The organism is Sphingomonas sp. GW821-FHT09E03, from assembly GCF_059416225.1.
Map to the genome: position 1 here is coordinate 64584 of NZ_JBWKOS010000004.1, position 21262 is coordinate 85845.

General features: G+C 67.2%; 18 protein-coding genes and 2 tRNA genes. 7 read left to right on the forward strand and 13 right to left on the reverse strand.

Translation table 11 applies throughout. The annotated features are described in order from the left end of the window. The first annotated feature begins 32 nt into the window (after window positions 1–32). Both AC07M8_RS10670 and alaS read left to right on the forward strand, forming a co-directional pair. Entirely contained in the window at window positions 33–1289 is a 1257-nt protein-coding gene (locus AC07M8_RS10670) for a M24 family metallopeptidase (RefSeq protein ID WP_495174328.1), read from the forward strand. Window positions 1290–1480: 191 nt separating this feature from the next. Beyond that, on the forward strand, window positions 1481–4129 hold the full coding sequence (gene alaS, locus AC07M8_RS10675) for an alanine--tRNA ligase (RefSeq protein WP_495174329.1): 2649 nt from the start codon (window positions 1481–1483) through the stop codon (window positions 4127–4129). Window positions 4130–4262: 133 nt separating this feature from the next. On the opposite strand, the gene AC07M8_RS10680 is transcribed toward alaS, so the two are convergent. The 5 genes from AC07M8_RS10680 to yaaA form a co-directional block, all read right to left on the reverse strand. Next, window positions 4263–4805, reverse strand: coding sequence for a hypothetical protein (locus AC07M8_RS10680; RefSeq protein WP_495174330.1), 543 nt, complete (start codon window positions 4803–4805; stop codon window positions 4263–4265). An 86-nt stretch (window positions 4806–4891) separates the two neighbouring features. After that, window positions 4892–5248, reverse strand: a complete 357-nt coding sequence (locus AC07M8_RS10685; protein ID WP_495174331.1) for a DUF952 domain-containing protein — start codon at window positions 5246–5248, stop codon at window positions 4892–4894. Further along, on the reverse strand, window positions 5245–8004 hold the full coding sequence (gene gyrA, locus AC07M8_RS10690; protein WP_495174332.1) for a DNA gyrase subunit A: 2760 nt from the start codon (window positions 8002–8004) through the stop codon (window positions 5245–5247). The genes AC07M8_RS10685 and gyrA overlap by 4 nt, the downstream gene beginning before the upstream one ends. Window positions 8005–8126: 122 nt before the next feature. Further along, a complete protein-coding gene (locus AC07M8_RS10695; RefSeq protein ID WP_495174333.1) occupies window positions 8127–8822 on the reverse strand; it encodes an SDR family NAD(P)-dependent oxidoreductase in 696 nt (231 codons plus the stop codon). Continuing rightward, on the reverse strand, window positions 8819–9559 hold the full coding sequence (gene yaaA, locus AC07M8_RS10700; RefSeq protein WP_495174334.1) for a peroxide stress protein YaaA: 741 nt from the start codon (window positions 9557–9559) through the stop codon (window positions 8819–8821). Before yaaA ends, AC07M8_RS10695 begins: the two co-directional genes overlap by 4 nt. Window positions 9560–9731: 172 nt before the next feature. On the opposite strand from yaaA, the gene AC07M8_RS10705 reads away from it, so the two are divergent. Further along, on the forward strand, window positions 9732–11042 hold the full coding sequence (locus tag AC07M8_RS10705) for a hypothetical protein (protein ID WP_495174335.1): 1311 nt from the start codon (window positions 9732–9734) through the stop codon (window positions 11040–11042). A gap of 129 nt (window positions 11043–11171) precedes the next feature. On the opposite strand, the gene AC07M8_RS10710 is transcribed toward AC07M8_RS10705, so the two are convergent. Next, window positions 11172–11639: an Lrp/AsnC family transcriptional regulator gene (locus AC07M8_RS10710; protein WP_267392955.1), complete on the reverse strand. Its 468-nt coding sequence runs from the start codon at window positions 11637–11639 to the stop codon at window positions 11172–11174. A gap of 185 nt (window positions 11640–11824) precedes the next feature. Here AC07M8_RS10710 and AC07M8_RS10715 point away from each other — a divergent pair, with 185 nt between their 5' ends. Further along, window positions 11825–13600, forward strand: coding sequence for a histidine kinase dimerization/phospho-acceptor domain-containing protein (locus AC07M8_RS10715; protein ID WP_495174336.1), 1776 nt, complete (start codon window positions 11825–11827; stop codon window positions 13598–13600). 32 nt (window positions 13601–13632) lie between these two features. Continuing rightward, window positions 13633–14616 (forward strand): polysaccharide deacetylase family protein, encoded by a 984-nt coding sequence (locus tag AC07M8_RS10720; protein WP_495174337.1) that lies wholly within the window; start codon window positions 13633–13635, stop codon window positions 14614–14616. A gap of 12 nt (window positions 14617–14628) precedes the next feature. Here AC07M8_RS10720 and AC07M8_RS10725 read toward each other — a convergent pair. Next, window positions 14629–14705: transfer RNA gene (locus AC07M8_RS10725), tRNA-Pro, on the reverse strand. Between the two features lie 423 nt (window positions 14706–15128). Beyond that, window positions 15129–15299, reverse strand: a complete 171-nt coding sequence (locus AC07M8_RS10730; RefSeq protein WP_495174338.1) for a Flp family type IVb pilin — start codon at window positions 15297–15299, stop codon at window positions 15129–15131. Between the two features lie 220 nt (window positions 15300–15519). Here AC07M8_RS10730 and AC07M8_RS10735 point away from each other — a divergent pair, with 220 nt between their 5' ends. Then, window positions 15520–15735: a hypothetical protein gene (locus tag AC07M8_RS10735; RefSeq protein WP_495174339.1), complete on the forward strand. Its 216-nt coding sequence runs from the start codon at window positions 15520–15522 to the stop codon at window positions 15733–15735. A 29-nt stretch (window positions 15736–15764) separates the two neighbouring features. On the opposite strand, the gene AC07M8_RS10740 is transcribed toward AC07M8_RS10735, so the two are convergent. The 3 genes from AC07M8_RS10740 to AC07M8_RS10750 all read right to left on the reverse strand — a co-directional run bounded on the left by AC07M8_RS10740 (window position 15765) and on the right by AC07M8_RS10750 (window position 17784). Beyond that, window positions 15765–15840, reverse strand: a tRNA-Ile gene (locus AC07M8_RS10740). Window positions 15841–15991: 151 nt separating this feature from the next. Beyond that, window positions 15992–16255 carry a hypothetical protein gene (locus AC07M8_RS10745; RefSeq protein ID WP_267392961.1) on the reverse strand — a complete coding sequence of 88 codons (264 nt, stop codon included), beginning with the start codon at window positions 16253–16255 and terminating at the stop codon, window positions 15992–15994. Between the two features lie 131 nt (window positions 16256–16386). Further along, on the reverse strand, window positions 16387–17784 hold the full coding sequence (locus AC07M8_RS10750) for a M20/M25/M40 family metallo-hydrolase (protein ID WP_495174340.1): 1398 nt from the start codon (window positions 17782–17784) through the stop codon (window positions 16387–16389). Window positions 17785–17939: 155 nt separating this feature from the next. On the opposite strand from AC07M8_RS10750, the gene ettA reads away from it, so the two are divergent. Further along, window positions 17940–19619 carry an energy-dependent translational throttle protein EttA gene (ettA, locus tag AC07M8_RS10755; RefSeq protein ID WP_495174341.1) on the forward strand — a complete coding sequence of 560 codons (1680 nt, stop codon included), beginning with the start codon at window positions 17940–17942 and terminating at the stop codon, window positions 19617–19619. Window positions 19620–19623: 4 nt separating this feature from the next. Here ettA and AC07M8_RS10760 read toward each other — a convergent pair whose 3' ends face one another. Then, window positions 19624–20325 carry a DUF899 family protein gene (locus tag AC07M8_RS10760; protein ID WP_495174342.1) on the reverse strand — a complete coding sequence of 234 codons (702 nt, stop codon included), beginning with the start codon at window positions 20323–20325 and terminating at the stop codon, window positions 19624–19626. 102 nt (window positions 20326–20427) lie between these two features. Then, window positions 20428–21240 carry an NYN domain-containing protein gene (locus tag AC07M8_RS10765; protein WP_495174343.1) on the reverse strand — a complete coding sequence of 271 codons (813 nt, stop codon included), beginning with the start codon at window positions 21238–21240 and terminating at the stop codon, window positions 20428–20430. Window positions 21241–21262 lie beyond the last annotated feature (22 nt).

The following is a 21262-nucleotide window of genomic DNA, read 5'->3' on the forward strand; positions in this document are numbered from 1 at the left end:
GCCGCGGGTCAAGCGCCGTATCGCTCGCGGCCATGCTCACCCAGTTCAGCCGCCGCTCGATCCTCGCCGCCGCCGCGGCGTTGCCGATCGCCTCCAGCGCCCTCCTCCGCGCCGCCGAACCGGACCTGGCCGGGCTCGCCGACCTCACCATCGGCGTGGTGCCGATCGACGCCGCCGAGCGCGCGCGGCGGTTGTCGCGCGCGCAGGCGCTGATGAAGGCAAACGGTATCGGCGCGCTGGTGATCGAGCCCGGCGCGTCGATGATCTATTTCACCGGGGTGCGCTGGTGGCGCAGCGAACGGCTGACCGCGGCCGTCATCCCCGTCCAGGGGCGGCCGTGCATCGTCACGCCCTTCTTCGAGGAGCCCTCGGTGCACGAGACGCTCGCCGTACCGGCCGAGGTGCGGGTGTGGCAGGAGGATCAGGACCCGCTCGCCGTCGTCGCCGGCTTCCTGCGTGACGCCAAGCTCGGCCGTGGTGCGATCGGCATCGAGGAGACCACGCGTTTCTTCGCCTTCGACGGCCTTGCCCATGCGCTCCCCGACGCCCGGCTGGTATCGGCCAACCCGGCGGTGCGCGGCTGCCGGATGATCAAGACGCCCGCCGAGATCGCGCTGATGCAGAAGGCGACGGAGGTGACGCTCGCCGCCTATCGATTCGTCCACCCGCGCGTCGAGAAGGGCATGACCGGCGACCAGATCGGTGCGCTGATGAACGCCGCCACCCGCAAGCTCGGCGGTAGCCCCGAGTTCGCGCTGGCCTTGATCGGCCCTGCCGCGGCGCTGCCGCACGGCAGCCGCGAGGTCCACCGCATCGCCGATGGCGAGCTGCTGCTGATGGATTGCGGTTGCACGGTGGAGGATTACCAGTCCGACATCTCGCGCACCTGGGTGCACGGCGCCGCGACGACGGCGCAGCGCACGGTGTGGGACCAGGTGGCGCGTGGCCAGCAGATCGCCTTCGCGGCCGCGCGGGTCGGCGCCGCTGCCGGCAGCGTCGACGATGCCGTCCGCGGCTATTATGCCGGGCTCGGCTACGGCCCGGATTACGCACTGCCCGGGCTGTCGCATCGCACCGGCCACGGCATCGGCATGGACGGCCATGAACCGGTCAACCTGGTGCGTGGCGAGGCGACCCTGTTGGCGCCCGGCATGTGCTTTTCCGACGAGCCCGGCCTGTATCTGCCGGGCAAGTTCGGCGTGCGGCTGGAAGATTGCTTTCACATGACTGCCGAGGGCCCGCGCTGGTTCAGCCAGCCGCCGCGGAGCATCGATCGGCCGCTGGGGTGAGGGGCTTACCAGCTGGCCGTCACCCCATCGAAAGCTGCGGCCTCTCGCGGTCCCTGTGCAGCTCTAGCCGCGGAAGATCCCAGATTTCGCTGGGATGACGGATGGGCGTCGGGACCCGGGGGCCGGGCATGATCGACATCACCACTCATCGCTCCCTTGAGCCCGCCCGCCGCCTCGCCTAAGTCGCGCGCATGACCTCGACCAACGACATCCGCCGCGGCTTCCTCGATTATTTCGGATCGGCCGGCCACCAGATCGTCCCCTCGGCGCCGCTGGTACCGCAGAACGACCCGACGCTGATGTTCGTCAACGCCGGGATGGTGCCGTTCAAGAACGTCTTCACCGAGCTGGAATCACGACCCTATTCCACCGCCACCTCGTCGCAGAAATGCGTCCGTGCCGGCGGCAAGCACAACGATCTCGACAATGTCGGCTATACCGCGCGGCACCACACCTTCTTCGAGATGCTCGGCAATTTCTCGTTCGGCGACTATTTCAAGGAACAGGCGATTCTCCACGCCTGGACGCTGCTCACCCGCGAATGGGGGATCGACCCCAACCGGCTGACCGCCACCGTCTACCATACCGACGACGAGGCGTTCGCGCTGTGGCAGAAGATCGCCGGCTTGCCCGATCACCGCATTATCCGCATCCCCACCAAGGATAACTTTTGGGCGATGGGCGACAGCGGTCCGTGCGGACCGTGCTCGGAAATCTTCTTCGACCATGGCGATCACATCCCCGGTGGTCCGCCTGGCAGCCCCGACGAGGACGGCGACCGCTTTGTCGAGATCTGGAATCTCGTGTTCATGCAATATGAGCAGGAAGCCAATGAGATCACCGGCGAGCTGCCCAAGAAGTCGATCGATACCGGCATGGGGCTCGAGCGCATCGCCGCGGTGATGCAGGGCGTCCATGACAATTACGATACCGACACCTTCAAGGCGCTGATCGCTGCCTCGACCGCGCTGACCCACACCCAGGCCGAGGGCGCGCAAAAGGCCAGCCACCGCGTGATCGCCGATCATCTGCGCTCGGCGGGCTTCCTGGTGGCGGACGGCGTGCTGCCCGCCAACGAGGGCCGCGGCTATGTGCTGCGCCGGATCATGCGCCGCGCGATGCGCCACGCGCACCTGCTCGGCGCTAAGGATCCGCTGATGCACCGGCTGGTGCCGGCGCTGGTCGCCGAGATGGGCGCGGCCTATCCCGAGCTGGTCCGCGCCCAGCCACTGATCGAGGCGACGCTGCGCCAGGAGGAGACCCGCTTCCGCCAGACGCTCGACAAGGGCCTCAAGCTGCTCGACGAGGCGACCGCGGGGATGACGCCGGGCTCGACGCTGGCCGGCGAGACCGCGTTCAAGCTCTACGACACCTTCGGCTTCCCCTACGATCTCACCGAGGATGCGCTGCGCGCGCAGAATCTGCAGGTCGATCGCGAGGGCTTCGACGCCGCAATGGCCGAGCAGAAGCGTGCCGCGCGGGCCGCGTGGAAGGGATCGGGCGCCAAGGCGTCCGACGATTTGTGGTTCGACATCGCCGAGGAGAGCGGCTCGACCGAGTTCACCGGCTATGCCGCCGACACCGGCGAGGGCGAGGTCGTCGCGCTGGTCAAGGACGGCGCCCGCGTCATCCAGGCACACACCGGCGACACGGTGTCGATCATCGTCAACCAGACGCCCTTCTATGGCGAAAGCGGCGGCCAGGTCGGCGACACCGGCACCATTACCAACGATGCCGGCCTTCATGCCCAGGTCAGCGAGACCTCCAAGCAGCTTGGCCGGGTGTTCGTGCATCACGCGCTGATCGAGGCCGGCAGCATCAAGGTGGGCGATCCCGTCCGCCTCCAGGTCGATGTCGCCCGTCGCGGCCAGATCCGCGCCAACCATTCTGCGACGCATCTGCTGCACGAGGCGCTGCGCCAGCGGCTCGGCACCCATGTCGCCCAGAAGGGCAGCCTGGTCGCGCCCGAGCGGCTGCGCTTCGACGTCTCGCACCCGGTGGCGATGACCGCGGCCGAGCTCGCCGACGCCGAGGCGGCGGTCAATGCGCAGATCCGCGGCAACGGCACCGTCGTCACCCGGCTGATGACGCCCGATGAGGCGATCGAACAGGGTGCGATGGCGCTGTTCGGCGAGAAATATGGCGACGAGGTCCGCGTCGTCTCGATGGGCACCGACGATGGTGGCGAGACCTATTCGATCGAGCTGTGCGGCGGCACCCATGTTGGCGCGCTCGGCGACATCGGCCTGTTCAAGGTGGTGGGCGAGGGCGCGGTGTCGAGCGGCGTGCGCCGGGTCGAGGCGCTGACCGGCGAGGCGGCCCGCGCCTATCTCACCAGCCGCGACGACAAATTGCGCGAGGCGGCGGCGACGCTGAAATCCTCGCCCGACGAGGTGCCGGCGCGCGTGCTCGCGCTGGTCGAGGATCGCCGCCGGCTCGAGCGCGAGCTGGCCGATGCCAAAAAGGCGCTGGCGCTGGGCGGCGGCGGGCAGGGTGCGTCCGCGGGGCCGGAGGAAGTCGGCGGCGTCGCCTTCATCGGCCAGGTGCTCGACGGCTTCGAGGCCAAGGGCCTGCGCGGCGCGATCGACGACGCCAAGCAGCGGATGGGTTCGGGCGTCGCGGTGATGGTCGCGGTCAACGACGGCCGCGCCTCGGTCGCGGTCGGGGTGACGGACGATCTCACCGGCAGCCGCAACGCGGTCGAGCTGCTGCGGACGGCGGTGGCGGTGCTCGGCGGCCAGGGCGGCGGCGGGCGTCCCGACATGGCGCAGGGTGGCGGGCCCGAGGGCGACAAAGCCGCCGAGGCCGTCGCGGCGGTGCGCGCCGCGCTTGCGGGGTAATCGGCTAGCTGCATCGCGGAACTAGCTGGTTCCCAGCTTTCACTGGGATGACGTGGGGCAGTGCCACGACAGATAAGGCCCACCGTCTCCCGGGAGATGGTGGGCCTTCAGCTTCTCTGCCAACCGCAGTCGCTTACTTGGTCGGCGCGGCACCCGTCTTGGGCATCGCCGCATCGAGATCGGCGGCGGTGACGCTGGTGATCACCTGGCCGCTCGCATTGGCCGAGAAGGCTGCGATCGGGAGCTTCACGTCACCCTTGGCGGTGGTGAGCGTGACATATTGCGCGTCGGCAGCCTTGATCGTGCCGAGCGGCGCACCGGCAATGGTGCTCACGGCCGTGCCGGGAACGAGCTTGGCGTTGACCGCGGCCTTGGCCTGAGCCTGGGCACCCGCAACGGCGGCATCGAGATCCGCCTTGGTCATCGCCATCGCGAAGCCCTTGTCGGTCTTGCCGATCGAGGTCGGCGGCACGGGAACCTTGGCGGTGCCGGTGTTGATCACGATTGCCTGCGGCGTCACGCTGTCCACCGTGCCGAGCGACACGCCCGTGGAGTCGAGAATGGTCGCGCCGACGGTCGGGGTTGCGGCGGCGGTCGTCGGCGCGGCCTGCTGGGCCTGGGCTGCCACAGGAACCAGCATCATCGCGCCGAACGTCAGTGCAAGGGTATGCTTCATGGATCTTTTCTCCCGTCGTTAAGCAAGAGTAACGACACGCGCCGCCAACCGTTCCCGCGCTGCGGTGGGCCGGGCGGCACGCAGGATCAGCCGGTGACCGGCAGCCGCACCCGGCCGTCGTCGAGCCGCTCAAGCGGCCCGTAGGCAATCACCGTTTCCAGCAGCAGCGGGCCGTAGAGATGCGGGAACAGCTGCCCGCCGCGGCTTGGCTCCCATTTCAGCGACTGCCCGAACGAGCCGAGGTCCACCGCCGCGACATGCAGATCGTGCTGGCCGGAGAAATGCTTGTCGACCGTCTCGGTGAGCTGCTCCGCCGTGGAGAGATGAATGTAGCCATCCTCCAGGTCGATCGGCGCGCCAGCGAACGTGCCGACATGCTCCAGCGACGCCATCTGCTCGGCGGTCAGTACCTTATACGCCGTGGTCGGCATCTCGTCGCTCATTCGCCATCCTCCGGGCCTGCAGCCAGATCCTCGCCGATCGTCGCGTCCGGGATCGCGGCGTCGGTGACGGGAGCGGTATCGTCGATCAGCACCGCCTCGGCATCGCCCTCGGTCTCCTCGATCCGTGCTGCCGAGACGACATGCTCGTCCTTGGCAACGTCGAACAGCTTCACGCCCGCCGAGTTGCGGCTGATCACCCGCAGCGACGACAAGGTGGTGCGGATCAGCTTGGCCTGGTCGGTCACCAGCATCAACTGGTGGCCCTTGGCAGCCGGGAAGCTCGCCACCACCGGTCCGTTGCGGGCGATGTTGTCGATGTTGGTGATACCCTGGCCGCCGCGATTGGTGCGGCGATAATCATAGGCCGAGGACAGCTTGCCATAACCATTGGCGCAGACCGTCAGGATGAACTGCTCGCGCGCCATCATGTCGTCGTACATGGCCTGGTCGAGCGTGCGTTCGCCCTCCTTCTCGCCCTTCCAGGGCGCGAAACGCAGATATTGCTCGCGCTGCTCGGCATCAGCCTCGACGCGGTGGAGCACGGAGACCGAGATCACCTCGTCGCCATCCTTCAGCGTGATGCCGCGCACGCCGGTGGAGTTGCGGCTCTGGAACTCGCGAACGTCGTCGGCGGCGAAGCGGATCGCCTTGCCGGTGCGGGTCGCGAGCAGCACATCGTCGCCGGCATCGAGCAGCGCGACGCCGATCAGACGGTCGTCGGCATCCTCGCCGTCAAACTTCATCGCGATCTTGCCGTTGCTCGGCACGTTGGTGAAGGCGTCCATCGAATTGCGCCGCACCGAGCCCTTGGCGGTGCCGAACATCACGTGGAGCTTGCCCCATTCGGCCTCGTCCTCTGGCAGCGGCAGCACGGTGGAGATCGTCTCGCCCGGGCCGAGCGGCAGCAAATTGACCATCGGCCGGCCGCGCGTGGTCGGGCTGCCTTCCGGCAGGCGCCACACCTTCATCCGATACACCTTGCCGAGGGTCGAGAAGAACAGCACCGGCGTGTGCGTCGAGGTGACGAACAGCTCGGTGACGACATCCTCGTCCTTGGTCGCCATGCCGCTGCGACCCTTGCCGCCGCGCGCCTGGGCGCGGAAGGCGTCGAGCGGGGTGCGCTTGATATAGCCCTGGTGCGTCACCGTGACGACCATGTCCTCGCGCTCGATCAAATCCTCGTCGTCGATCCCGGCGGCGAAGGCCGCGATTTCGGTGCGCCGCGGCGTCGCGAAGATCGAGCGGACGTCGATCAGCTCCTCGCGCATCACCGCGTAGAGCTTGGTACGGCTGCCGAGGATCGCGAGCAGCTCGGCAATCGAATCAGCCAGCGTCTTGAGCTCGTCGCCGATCTCGTCGCGGCCCAGCAGCGTGAGGCGATGCAGCCGCAGGTCGAGGATCGCGCGGACCTGGGTCTCGGACAGCTGGTAGGTATCGCCGGTCTGTTCGGTCTCGACCGCCTCGACCAATCGCAGATAGCCTGCGATCTCGGCGATCGGCCATTGCCGCGCGAGCAAGGCCGCGCGCGCCTCGGCAGGCGAGCCCGAGCCGCGGATGATCTTTACCACCTCATCGAGGTTGGTGACCGCGATCACCAGCCCGAGCAAGATGTGCGCGCGGTCGCGGGCCTTGGTCAGCTCGAACTTGGAGCGGCGGGTGATGACCTGCTCGCGGAACTGAACGAAAGCCTGGATGATGTCGCGAAGGTTGAGCGTTTCCGGCCGGCCGCCGCGGATCGCGAGCATGTTGGCGGGGAACGAGCCCTGTGCCGGCGTGTGCCGCCACAGCTGGTTGAGCACCACTTCCGGAGTCGCATCGCGCTTGAGGTCGATCACCACGCGGACGCCCTCGCGGTTCGATTCGTCGCGAATATCGCTGACGCCCTCGATCCGCTTGTCCTTGGCGGCCTCGGCGATCTTCTCGACCAGCGCGTTCTTGCCCTGCTGGTAAGGAATCTCGGTGAGCACGATCGAGCGGCGATCGCCGCGGCCTTCCTCGATCTCGTAGCGCGAGCGGACGATGATCGAACCGCGGCCCGTCTGGTACGCCGACCGCGCGCCGGCCTTGCCGAGGATGATCGCGCCGGTCGGGAAGTCCGGCCCCGGCACGATCTCCATCAGCTCCTCGATCGTGATCGCGCCATTGTCGATATAGGCGAGGCAGGCGTCGACCACTTCGCCGAGATTGTGCGGCGGGATGTTGGTCGCCATGCCGACCGCGATGCCGCCCGCACCGTTGACCAGCAGGTTTGGAAAGCGCGCCGGCAGCACCTGCGGCTCGCGCTCCGAGCCATCGTAATTGGGCTGGAAGTCGACGGTATCCTTGTCGAGATCCTCCATCAGGTAATTGGCCGAACGGGCGAGGCGCGCCTCGGTATAGCGCATCGCGGCGGCGGGATCTGGATCCATCGAGCCGAAGTTGCCCTGGCCGTCGATCAGCGGCAGCCGCATCGCCCAATCCTGGGTCATGCGCGCCAAGGCCTCGTAGATCGAGCTGTCGCCGTGCGGGTGATATTTACCGATCACGTCGCCGACGATGCGCGCCGACTTGCGATAGGGCCGGTTGAAGAAAAAGCCGCTCTCCTGCGCCGAGAAGAGGATGCGCCGGTGCACCGGCTTCAGCCCGTCGCGCACGTCGGGCAGCGCCCGCGACACGATCACGCTCATCGCATAATCGAGATAGCTCGATTTCATCTCATCGACGATGGAGATCGTCGAAATATCGGAGGGTTCGGCGAGGGTCGTCTCGTCGGCCAAGTGTCACGCTTTCGGGTTGTTACAGAAGTTGGTCAGCGGTCTAGGCGCCGCCGACGCGAAAGTCACGCGCGCGTACGCGTGTACGCGCATGCGGGCCAAGGGAGCCGGGCGGCGGCACGCGGCTAGGGAGCGACCTCCTTGCCCTCGAAGTCGATCACCTTGCCGCTGTCGGTGACCTTGAGCTCGTCGATGACGTCGAGCAACTGCGAGGCGGCGCGGTCGGGGGTGAACAAGGTGCCGGCGCGGACATTGGCCTGAAACGGCTTGGACAGCGCGGTGTCGACCGTGCCGGGATGGAGCCCAATCACAATGCCACGGTCGTTGCGCCGCTTGTCCTCGATCGAGAGGGTGCGGATCAGCTGGTTGAGCGCCGCCTTGCCCATCCGATAGCCGTACCAGCCGCCGAGCCGATTGTCCGAGATGCTACCAACCCGCGCCGAGAGGATCGCCAGCACGCTGCGGCCGGTCTTGGGCATCAGCGGCAGGAAGTGCTTGGCGACGAGCGCCGGTCCGATCGCATTCACCGCCAGCGTGCGGGCCAGCCACACCGGATCGAGATCGCGATAGGTCTTTTCCGGTCCTGTCTCGCCGTCATGGAGCAAGCCGGTGGCGACGATCACGAGCGCCGGTGGCGGCCCCGCGGCCACGCGCGCCGCTGCGGCGACGATGCTTGCCTCTTGCTCGAGATCGAGATGGTCCGCGCCGCTCGCCGACCGCGCGAAGCGGTAGACGTGCTCGTAGCTGCCCTCGTCGGCGAGCGCCTCGGCCAGCGCCGCGCCAATTCCGCCGGACGCACCGATCACCACCGCGCTGGTCATCGTACGAACCGCCACTGGTCGGGCGTGCTCGCTGCAGCATCGAAGGCATAGCCATCGCTGTCGAAGCCCTTCATGCCCTCGGCATCGGCGATGCGATGCTCCACCAGCCAGCGCGCCATCATCCCCCGCGCCTTCTTGGCGTGGAAGCTGATGAACCGCTCGCCATCGCGGAAGTCGACCGTGATCACCCGTACGCCGGCAGGCAAGCGATCGGCCACCGCTGCCCAATATTCCTGGCTGGCGAGGTTGAGCACGGTGGCCGAACCCTCCGCCTCGAGGTCGGCGGCGAGCAGCGTGGCGATCCGGCCGCCCCACCAGTCGGTCAGCTTCTTGTGTCGCGGGGCCCAGCGCGTGCCCATCTCGAGCCGATAGGGCCGCATCGCATCCAACGGGCGCAACAGCCCGTAGAGGCCCGACAGCAGCCGGAGATGGTCCTGCGCATAATGGACCGCCGCCTCGTCGAGCGTCGGCGCGTCGAGCCCGGTGTAGACGTCGCCAGCGAAGGCGAACAGCGCCGGGCGGCCCGCCGCGTCGGCGAAGCCGCGGAACCGATCGGCGTTGAGCTTGGCGAGGGCCGGCGAGATGTGCATCAGCTCGGCCAGCCGCTTTTGCGTCAGGTGCGATGCCGCCGCCGCCAGCGTCGCTGCTTCGGTCGCGAAACGCGGGGTGGTCGGTTGAAACGGGGGCAGGGCGCTGTCGTAATCCAGCGTCTTGGCGGGGGAGAGCACGGCGATCATGCCGGCCCGGGTACCCGCCCGCCGCGCGCGGTTCAATCGCCGTTCAACCGTGGTTCAGCGGGCGTTTACGATGCCTGCGACCAGCTTGCATCGCTTGTACCCGGTCCCGTGGACCATTACAGCCACCCCGAACGTTGGGGCAGCAATGCCGCTTGATGGAGACGATATTCGCATGAAGACCCTGTCTAAGCTTGCCCTGGCCGCCGTGCTCGCCACGGGCGCCAGCAGCCTGGCGCTGGTCGCGCCTGTCCAGGCCAAGGACAAGAAGGAGGAAGCCCAGGGCTCCTCGTTCAAGTTGAGCAAGCCCGTCCAGGCGGCGGCGTTCAACGCCCAGGCCGCGATCAAGGCGCACGATTTCGCCACCGCCGAGCCGCTGGTGGCGCAGATCGAAACCACGGGCACCACCGACGACGACAAGTATATCGCCGCGGCGCTGCGCTATGATCTTGAGAACAACAAGCTCGCGGCGCAGCAGCAAGCGAATCCCAATGCGCCGATCGACCAGACGGTGCTGGCCAAGCCGCTCGACGCACTGATCGCTGCCAAGAACACGCCCGCTGCCGATCGTGGCAAGTATCTGTTCGCGCGCGGCAAGCTCGCCGCCAACAGCGGCCAGTATCCGGTCGCCGTGCAATATTACACCCAGGCGAAGCAGGCCGGCTATTCAAGCCCCGACTTCGCGCTGGAGCTTGCCCAGCTCAAGGTTCGCGGCGGCGACATTCAGGGCGGCCTTACCGACCTCGATGCGGCGATGACGGCGCAGCAGCAGGGCGGCACCAAGCCGCCGGAAGAATATTATCGCTATGCGATTGCCACGGCCAACAAGGCCAATCAGGCGCCGATCACGCTCGCCTGGATGAAGAAATATGTCGCCGCTTATCCCACCCAGAAGGTGTGGCGCGACGTCATCCTGCAGTACGCTTTCGCGCAGAACAGCCCGATCAAGCCCGACAAGCTGCAGACAGTGGACCTGTTCCGCCTGATGCGCGCCAGCGGCTCGCTGTCCGATCAGGCGATCTACGAGGAATACGGCTACACCGTGAACAACCTCGGGAATCCGTATGAAGCGCAGGCAGTGCTCAAGGAAGGTCGCGCTTCGGGCAAGATCCCGGCGACCAGCAAGCTGACCACCGACACGCTCGGCCAGGCCGTTACGGCGATCCGCAACGATTCGCTGCCCAAGTCCGAGGCGCAGGCCAAGGCCGCCAAGGACGGCAAGATTTCGGCGCAAACCGCCGATGCCTATCTCGGCCAGGGTAATTACGCCAAGGCCGTGGAACTGTACCGCGCGGCGCTCAGCAAGGGCGGCGTCAATGCCGACGAGGTCAACACCCACCTCGGCATCGCGCTCGCCTACTCGGGTGACAAGGCCGGCGCGACCACCGCGTTTAACGCCGTGACCAGCCAGCCGCGCGCCGGCATCGCCAGCCTGTGGACGACCTGGCTGCAGTCGGGCCCGACCGCGGGTGCTGCTGCCGCCTGAGGCAGTCGGCCACTGATAGAAGAAAGGGGCGGTCCGGCAACGGATCGCCCCTTTTTTGTTGATCTGCAGGGTCGGTTGAAGTCCTCAGTCAGTGAGCAGGGTCGCCAGCGGCTCCCCCCGGCCCGGACTTCAATCCGCGGAAACCGGAATCCCCGACTGCGACTTGGCCGTGCGGATCGTCAGCGACGTCTTCACGCTCGCGACGTTGGGCGCCGGCGTCAGATGGGTGGTGAGGATCTCCTGGAAACTCTTGAGATCGCCCGCGACGATCTTCAGGATGAAGTCGATCTCGCCGTTGAGCATGTGGCATTCGCGGATTTCGGGTATCTCGGCAACATGCGCCTCGAACGCGGCGAGATCGTGCTCGGCCTGGCTGCGCAGCGACACCATCGCGAACACCGTGATCGGAAATCCCAGGCTCGCGGGGTCGAGGTCGGCATGGTAGCCGCGGATCACCCCGGCTTCCTCGAGCGCGCGGACGCGACGCAGGCAGGGCGGCGCGGTCAGCCCGACGCGTTCGGCCAAGTCGACATTGGTCATCCGCCCATCCTGCTGCAGGTGGGAAAGGATCTGCCGATCGATCCTGTCGAGAGCCATTGCGCGAAACACTCCAAATGCGAGCCAAATGTCGCCGGGCGGCTCCTGTAGAGCTAACAAAATTGCGGCGCAACGCAATTGTCCCACATTGCGACGGGGTGATTTGGCAGGTTTCCACAGCGGGCCGGCATCGGTAGGACGTCGACGAGACGCCCCGATCCGGTGGCGTTGCTGCGGGAATTGATGTGCGCTTCGACGATAGCCTCAAGACGGTTCTCTCGGCCGATATGGACAGCGGCTTCGGGGCCCAGAGTGCGTGGCGGCAGCTTGTCGATTTGATGGGCCGTGGTCGCGTGGCGATCGACGAGCCAGGCCTGGCCCGGTTGAGGCTGCTGCGCCAAGCGGTGCCGATCGAGGTGCGCACCGCAAGCGCGCGGGCGCTGGCGTTTGCGTCGCCGCCCGCCGCGCTGGTCGCCCTCTTCGCCGAGGATGTGCTGGGGGTGGCGGCGCCGGTGCTGCGCACCGCGATGCTGCCGGTCGCCGACTGGATTGCGTTGCTGCCGCGGCTGGACGTCCAGGGTCGCGCGCTGCTTCGCCACCGCCGCGATCTGCCCGATGAGGTGATCCGCGGGCTGCAGAGCTTTGGTCCCGCCGATTTCGTGCTGCATTATGACGGCGACGACGATCCCGTGCCGGTCGCTGAGCCGTCAATCGCCACTTCGGTAGAGACGCCGCCCCCCCCGCTGACGGTTGTTGCGCCGGTCGATCCCGCCGCCGACCTTCCCGAGCCGCCTGCCGACACCCCGCGCAGCGACACCCCGTTCCAGTCGCTTGGCGACGTCGCCCGCGGTCTGCCGATGGTCGCCGAGGCGCTGCGGCATGCCGAGCCGCGCAGCGCGCCGAACGGCGGCTTTCAGATCGCCGACGTGGTCGCCCGCATCGATGCATTCCAGCGCCAGCGCGAGGCCGAGCCCGCCGCGGTACCCAGTCTTGATCGCGCCACCGCCTTTCGTTACGAGACCGATGCCACCGGCACTATCCGCTGGGTCGACGGCGTGTCGCGCGCCGCGCTGGTCGGCGCCTCATTCGCGCATGCCGCGCGCCAAGGCGACGTGCGAATGGACGCGTCAATTGCCGGCGCGCTCCGCCAGCGCGCGCGCTTCTCCGGCGCGCGGCTCGATGTCGGCGGCCGATCGGATGCCGCCGGTGCCTGGCGCGTGTCCGGCAGCCCGATGTTCGATCATGCCAGCGGCCGGTTCACCGGTTTCTGCGGCACCGCGCGCCGCCCGCGGGCCGACGAAGATGCAATGCCTGCCGAGCGCAAGGCCGCCTCGGATTCGCTGCGCCAGCTTGTTCACGAGCTGCGCACGCCGACCAACGCCATTGCCGGCTTTGCCGAACTGATCGAGGCGCAGCTGCTCGGTCCGGTCGCGCCGGTCTACCGCGAGCACGCGGTCACCATCCGCGATCAGGCCGCGAGCCTGATCGCCGCGATCGAGGATCTTGACACCGCGGCGCGCATCGAGGGCAAGGCGCTCGAGCTGCGTGCCTCGGTGGTGGTGCTCGGCCCCGTACTCGAGCGCATCGCCGCCGATCTCGCACCGCTCGCCGCACTCCGCCGCGCCCGGATCGTCATCCACGATCTCGGCGACACCAGCGTCGTCACCGACGATCGCGCGATCGAGCGACTGCTGTCGCGCCTGCTGGCGGCACTGATCTCGGCGGCCGGCCCGGGCGAGCTGGTCGACGTCGCCCCCGTGGTCGACGGCGCGGGCCGGCTTGCGCTCACCTTCACCCGCCCGATCGCGCTCGGGGCCGGCGGCGAGGAGGCGTTGCTCAGCATCGATGCGGACGCCGATGCCGAGGGTGAGGGCGCACCGTTGCTCGGCACGGGCTTTGCCCTCAGGCTCGCGCGCAACCTCGCCGCCGAACTGGGCGGCGAGCTGTCATTCGCGGCCGATGTGTTGACACTGCGGCTGCCTGCCGCGCAGGCTGAGGTCATGGGGCAGGCGATCAACTGACGGTGACGGGCGCCGCGGCTTCGCCCTATCGCATGCCCGCGCCTTCGCCGGGCGATCACATCGTCTGGCCCGCGGCGTTCGGCACGCGTTTCCTGGTGTTCGCCGACGTCGAGGAGGAGTTCGACTGGCGCGCGCCGCCGAGCAGGGCCAATTGTGCGACCAGCGCGATGGCGGCCTTCGCTGAAGCGCATCGCCGCTTTGCCGATCACGGCGTCGGGCTGGTCTGCATGGCCGACCATCCGATCGCTACCGATCCCCGCGCCGTCGAGATCCTGCACCGCGTCGTCGAGGATGGTCGCTCGGCGATCGGCACCCAGCTCCACGCCTGGGTAACGCCGCCCTACACGGACCCGCAGCCCGGCGACACCTTCCCCGGCAACCTCCCGCGCGACCTAGAGGCCGCCAAGCTCGACACCATCACCGAGGCGCTCGCCGCCGCCTTCGGCGCCAGACCGCTGATCTATCGTGCTGGACGCTACGGGATCGGGCCCCGAACCGCTCAATTGCTAGCGGCGCGCGGTTATCGGATCGATAGCTCGGTACGCGCCGGCTATGACTATACCGGCGAGGGTGGCCCGGACTTTTCGCGTCTGGACAATCGCGCCTATCGGCTTGGAAACGTAATCGAGCTGCCGCTGAGCACGGTGTTTACAGGCGCGCTCCGGCGCGGCGGGGCGGGGCTGTACCAGGCATTGGGAGGGGTGCCGCGGGGCCGCGGCGCCTTCGCCCGCGCCGGGCTGCTTGTGCGGATCGCGCTCACGCCCGAAGACATGCCGATCAAGGCCGCGCTGCGGGCAGTCCGTGTCGCGGTGGCGGCGGGCGAGCGCTTGCTCACCTTCTCGTTCCACTCGCCCTCGCTCGTGCCCGGGCACACGCCCTATGTCCGACATGCCGACGATTTGAGGGTGTTCTGGCAATGGTGGGAGCAGATGTTCGCCGAGCTCGACCGGCTGGGCGTTCGGCCGACGACGCTCGATGATATCCTGGCCGCAGCGGATCGCCGCCAGGATCGATGATCGTCATCGTGATGGTCGGGGAGACAGGATTCGAACCTGCGACCCCCTGGTCCCAAACCAGGTGCGCTACCAGCCTGCGCCACTCCCCGACAGGGACAGCGCCTTAGCGGCACCGCCGTCATTGATGCAAGCATCATTGTTCCCCGCCGCACTTGCTGGCGTGCATGGCTGCCCCGGCATTCGTCCTCGCGGTCGCCAGTCTGTTACTTGCGAAACGAGCACATGCCGATGTCAGCCGACGAGTAACGCTGCCTGCGACGCCGTCGCTTGCCAGCAGCGGCTGAGTTTAGCCTGGAATATGGTCAGTGGTAACGGATCGGCGCCTGGCCAGCACCGCTAGCGTGACCGGAATAGCGATGAACGACAGCGCAAGGCAGCCCATCAGGATCTCAAGATAGATCATCCAGCACCTCTCCTCGGGGCTCTGGTCCCCGTTGTTATTGGCGAATGATGTCGTCGATTCGGGGCAAGTGCAACTTTTTATTGCAGCATAGCGCTGCTGACGCGTGCGCTCAGCTGGCCTTCATGTTGGTCGAGACATTGTTGAAAGTGGTCTTGAGCTTGTTGCCGAGGCCCTGCATCGCCGCAATCGCCGCAACGGCGATGAGCGCAGCGATCAATCCATATTCGATCGCGGTGGCGGCTCTGCGGCTGCGGGCGAGCTGGTAAAGGATTTGCTGCATGGCAGTATTTGTGCGGCCAGCGGGTAAAGGCTCGGTTAACGCCTTCAGTTCGGACGTAGGGTCGTGCCGGGCTGGTACACAGCAGCCGTCATGCCGCGCGGGGCGGCCTTGCCCGAAACATGCCTGACCGCATAGGTTTAGCCATGATCACGCAAGATCCCGTCGCTTCCGTCGGACAGCCGCTCTCGGCGCTCGGCAGGCTGTGACCGGTGACGAGGCCTTGGCCATCATCGTCGTCGGCGGGTTGCTTGCGCTGCTGATCGCCGGCGTGGTGTTGATGGAGCGCACCGAGCGCCGACGCAGGGCAACATGGGCGCAGCAATATTTCCACGGCGGCGGGCTCATCCGCGCGCTGATGGCGCGCTGGCAGCATCAAGCCAGGTTGACCGACCAGCGCCCGCAGCGCCCGGCCGATGATGGTGACACCGACGCCTGAGGGCGGCACGATCGGGACGTAGCAGGATTTGGTGGGCCCGGCAGGACTCGAACCCGCAACCTAGCCGTTATGAGCGGCCAGCTCTAACCATTGAGCTACAGGCCCCACCGGGTGCCGCGATTAGCGCAACACGAACTTAAAGCAAAACCGCCGCAGGCAACAAGCGGCTGCCATGAAAAAGGGCGCCCCCGAAAGGACGCCCTCATTCTCGATCATCATGATCAGCGCACCGGGCGAAGCGCCCGATGCCGGCTGATTACATGTTGTCGGCCTTCTCGTCAGCGGCGTCACGGACGTTGTCCGCAGCGGCGTTGGTGTTGTCGGCAGCATTCTCGAGCACGGCGGCAGTCGACGCGTTCGAGGTGTTGTCGGCAAGCGCGTCGAGGTTGTCGGCCTGCAGCTCCATGTTGTCCGCCAGCTGGTCGGCGTTGTTCTCAACAGCAGCAGCCTCAGGCGACTTCGAGCACGCAGCGACGGACATCAGGCCGGCGGCAGCGAGAACGAAAGCGATCTTCTTCATTCGATTGCTCCCAAGCAAAACAAATCATCGCGGCCGACCCGATTGCCGTCGCGAAGCAGCCCAAATAGCGCACGCTTCCCCTCGGTCAATCGACAAATTCATCGCGCTGCCATGTTTATGGCGAAAGTGCCTTATTTGCGCGGTGTTACCGGACCCAGCTCCTCGGGGGCATTTGCCGCGATCGCGAGCATGGTCGTCCAGGCAGCAACGTTCTGGCGCAGCTGGGCGGGGTCGATCCGGTCGAGCGTGTCGTCGGGCGTGTGGTGCGTGTCGAAGTAGCGGGTGCCGTCCTGGTTGAGGTCGATCGCGGGGACGCCGAGCGCCAGCGTCGGCCCGACATCGGTGCCGTCGCCGCCGACCCCGTTACCGCGGGTAATGCCGAGCGGCGCGAGCGCCGCCGCCAAGCGGTCGCCGACTACGGCGGCGGTGGCGGCCAAATTGGTCTCGAACCGCCAGACCCGGTCGGCGCCGAAGTCGCTTTCCGCCGCCAGCGCGTGGCGTTCGCTTCCGTGAACGCGAGCATATTCCTTGCCGCCGAAGCCGCCGGGCTCCTCGGCGCCGAACCAGACGACGCGGATCGTCCGCCGCGGCCGCGGCCCGTCGAGCAGGCGCTTGGCCGCGGCGGCGGTGATGGCGACGCCCGAGGCATCGTCGATCGCGCCGGTGGCGAGATCCCAGCTGTCGAGATGACCGCCGACCAGCACCACGCCGGCCTTGGCGTCGCTGCCCGGCACCTCGGCAATGACATTGCCCGATTCGCCATTGCCGGCGAAACGCGGTGTCAGCGTCAGCTTGAGGGTGATTCGCTTGCCGCGCGTCGCCATCCGCTCGAGCAATTCGGCGTCGCTCACCGACAGTGCTGCCGCCGGGATCGGGGCAGTGCCAACGGGCCAATCGGTGACCCCGGTGTGCGGGTTGCGATGATGATCGGTGCCGATCGAGCGGATCAGCACCGCGAGCGCGCCCTTGCTCGCCGCCACCGAGGGGCCGACGAAACGCGCGACGCCATAGCTGCCGTAGCTCGAGCCGTCCTGCGTCGGCGCCATCGCATTGCCGATATAGGCGATTTTGCCAGCCAGGCTGCCCGCGGGCGCGGCCTCCAGCTCGGCATAGGTGTTGAACAGGACTAGTGGCGCGGTGACCCCTGCCGCCGGGGTCGCGCCGGAGTTGCCGAGCGCGACCAGCTTTAGCTTTTGCGGGAACGGGGCGACCACCTCCGCGGTCTCCTCGCCGCGCACCCACACCGGCATCCGGTAGGTCTCGATGTGGACGTTCTTGAAATCCAGCGCCTTGAGCTTGACCACCGCCCAGCTGCGCGCGCGCGCCTCGGCGTCGGTGGCGGCGAGCCGCTGGCCGATCTCGGTGGTGAGCCCCTCGACGATGTCATAGGCGACGTCATCAGTGAGCGCCGCATCGCGCAGCTTCGCCACGGCAGGATCGACGGCCGCCGCCGCGGCGGGGCGCGCGTGCTGCGCCAGCGCCGGGGTGGAGCCGGCAAGCGCCAGCAGGGCGAGAGTGGCACGCTTCATGATGATGTCCCCTGTTCGATCGGTCAGCCTCGATCCGTTCGCTGCCGGTGTGGAATATGTCCTCGGCCGGGGCAAGCAGCGCATTTGCGCATGGAGCGGGCGCCCGCTACATGCGATGCCAATCCCGCTAGCGATCATTCAGGAGCCGTCGGCATATGGCCGTCCAGTATACCTACGTCATGAAGGGTCTGACCAAGACCTTCCCCGGCGCCAATAAGCCCGTCCTCAACAACATCCACCTGCAGTTCATTCCGTCGGCCAAGATCGCGATCATCGGCCCCAACGGCTCGGGCAAGTCGACGCTGATGAAGGTGATGGCGGGGATTGACCCCGATTTTACCGGCGAGGCCTGGGCCGCGGAAGGCGTCCGCGTCGGCTATCTGGCGCAGGAGCCGCAGCTCGATCCGAGCAAGGACGTGATGGGCAACGTCAAGGACGGCGTGCGCCCGATCGCCGACCTGGTTGATCGCTTCAACGCGATCTCGGCCGAGATGGGCGATCCGCAGGACGACACCGACTTCGACAAGCTGATGGAGGAGATGGGCAATCTCCAGGCCAAGATCGACGCGGTCGACGGCTGGGCGCTCGACAGCCAGCTCGAACAGGCGATGGAAGCGCTGCGCTGCCCGCCAGGCGACGCCGATGTGTCGAAGCTGTCGGGCGGCGAGAAGCGCCGCGTCGCCTTGTGCAAGCTGCTGCTTGAGAAGCCCGATATTCTGCTGCTCGACGAGCCGACCAACCACCTCGACGCCGAGAGCGTCGCCTGGCTCGAGAACTACCTCAAGGAATATGCCGGCAACGTCATCCTCGTCACCCACGATCGCTACTTCCTCGACAATGTGGTCAATTGGGTGCTCGAGCTCGATCGCGGCCGTTACTACACCTATGAAAGCAACTATTCGGGCTATCTCGAGAAGAAGGCCAAGCGGCTCGAGCAGGAGGAGCGCGACGAGGCCGGCAAGCAGCGTGCGATCGCCGACGAGCTCGCCTGGATGCGCCAGACCCCCAAGGCCCGCCAGACCAAGTCCAAGGCGCGTATCCGCGCGTTCGACGAGCTCATGGAAAAGCAGGAAAGCCGCGTCGCCGGCAAGGCTGCGATCCTCATCCAATTGCCCTCGCGGCTCGGTGGCAAGGTCATCGAGGCTAAGGGCCTGACCAAATCCTATGGCGACAAGTTGCTGTTCGACGGCCTCGATTTCACCCTGCCGCCGGGTGGCATCGTCGGCGTGATCGGCCCCAACGGCGCCGGCAAATCGACGCTGTTCAAGCTCATCACCGGCCAGGAACAGCCCGACGAGGGTACGATCGAGGTCGGCTCGACGGTCAAGCTCGGCTATGTCGATCAGTCACGCGACGATCTCGATCCCAACAAGAATGTCTGGCAGGAGATCTCCGACGAGCTCGAGATCTTCCGGTTCGGCAAGCAGGAGATGGGCACGCGCGCCTATGTGGGCGCGTTCAACTTCCGCGGCGCCGACCAGCAGAAGAAGGTCGGCCAGCTGTCGGGCGGCGAGCGCAACCGCGTCCACATGGCCAAGATGCTGAAGGAGGGTGGCAACGTTCTGCTGCTCGACGAGCCGACCAACGATCTCGACGTCGAGACGCTGCGCGCGCTCGAGGAGGCGCTGGAGACCTTCGCCGGCTGCGCGGTGGTGATCAGCCACGATCGCTTCTTCCTTGACCGTCTCTGCACGCATATCCTCGCCTTCGAGGGTGACAGCCATGTCGAGTGGTTCGAGGGCAATTACGAAAGCTACGAGGAAGACAAGCGGCGCCGCATGGGCGATGCCGCTGATCGCCCGACCCGGCTGGCCTACAAGAAGCTGACGCGCTGATCGGTCAATAAGAAAGCTTGGGATACCAGTCCTGATGCCGGCCTCGCGGGGTCAGGTCGAGGAGGTTCCACAAGGGGGCGAGGTCGGGCGCACCGCGCGGGTCCTGGCCGGGATCGGCGGTGACGCCCGACATCTCGCCCGCCCAGTGGAGCCGGATGCCCGTGTCGTCGCGGGTGAAGACCAGCAGCGCTGGCCATTCATCGCCGTCGGGTGCCAGCGCCCTGACATCGCGCGGGAAGGCGTCGTCGGTTTCGTATAGCCTGAGGTGCCGCCAGCCGCGTTCGGCCTTGAAGGCGATCTGCCTGGCGATCGGCGATCGTCCGATCACCGCCAGCGCGACCTGCTGCTCGAGATCCGCGGCATTGCCATCGAGCGGCCCCAGAAGGTTGGTGCACATCGGGCACGGGCGCGTCCGTGCCGGGCCAAACATCCAGCAATAGACGATCAGCGTATCGTGAGGGCCGAACAGATCGGGCAGCGTGCGTGATGCACCGGTCTCGTCGACAAAGACGCAACTGGTGGGAATCGGCGGACCGGGCGGCAGCGCCCGCCGCAACGCGGCGACGCGTTCAAGGTGCCGCCGCAGCTCGATCTCCTCAGCGAGCAGGGCCTCGCGCGCGGCGCCGTAGGTTGCGGTTTCGCCAGGCCAGGCCAGGCGCGCTTGCGCAGCAAGATCGGCGGCAGGGGCGAGCGGATCAGCGGACATGCGATCGTGCATCGGCATTCTCCCAGGCTCGGGGATGGCCAGACGCGTCCCCCAGGTGGACTACCTCTCGGCCTTCAGCCTATCGCAGATCACCCCCGCTGGCTAGCGCACCCGCTTGACGAACAGCCGGCCACCCTCGCGCCGCTCGACCTGAAAATTGGGCACCGCCTCGATCAGGTCGGACAAGCGGCTGTAGCCGTAATTGCGCGCGTCGAAGCTCGAGCGATTGCCCGCGAGCTGGCCCATCGCGGTGAGGCTGACGAAGCCGCGTTCGTCGCGTTTCACCGAATCATAGGCGTCGATCAGCAGCTTGAGCAGCTCGTTGTCTACCGCCAGCTTGGGCCGCGGCTTCAGACCGCCCGAGATCGCCGGCGGCAGCGCCTGCTCGAGCGGCACGTCCTCGTTGATCACCACGGGCGGCGGCGCGATCGGCACCGGCGCAGCGGGCGTCGCCGGCGTGGCCGGAGAACGCTCGCGGAGCATCACATCGACATCGATGAACCGTGTGCACGCGCGCTTGAACGCTTCGGGAGTCTTGGCGCCGCCAAAGCCGTAAACCGGGTGCCCATCCTGGCGAAGCCGCATCGCCAGCGGCATAAAATCGCTGTCCGACGACATGATCCCGAAGCCGTCGACCCGGCCGCGGAACAGCAGGTCCATCGCATCGATCGTCATCTTCATGTCGGTGGCGTTCTTGCCCTTGGTGAGGTCGAACTGCTGCTGCGGCTCGATGCCATGCTTCACCGTCATGTCGCGCCAGCCCTTGAGGCCGGGCTTGGTCCAATTGCCATAGACCCGGCGGACGTTGACGCTGCCGAGTTCGGCGAGCACCGTCAGCACCGGGTCGATGGCATGCCAGGAGGCGTTGTCGGCGTCGATCAGCAGGGCGACATTGCGAGTGGGTTCATCGGTCATCCCGCAACCGTCGCTGCCGGCT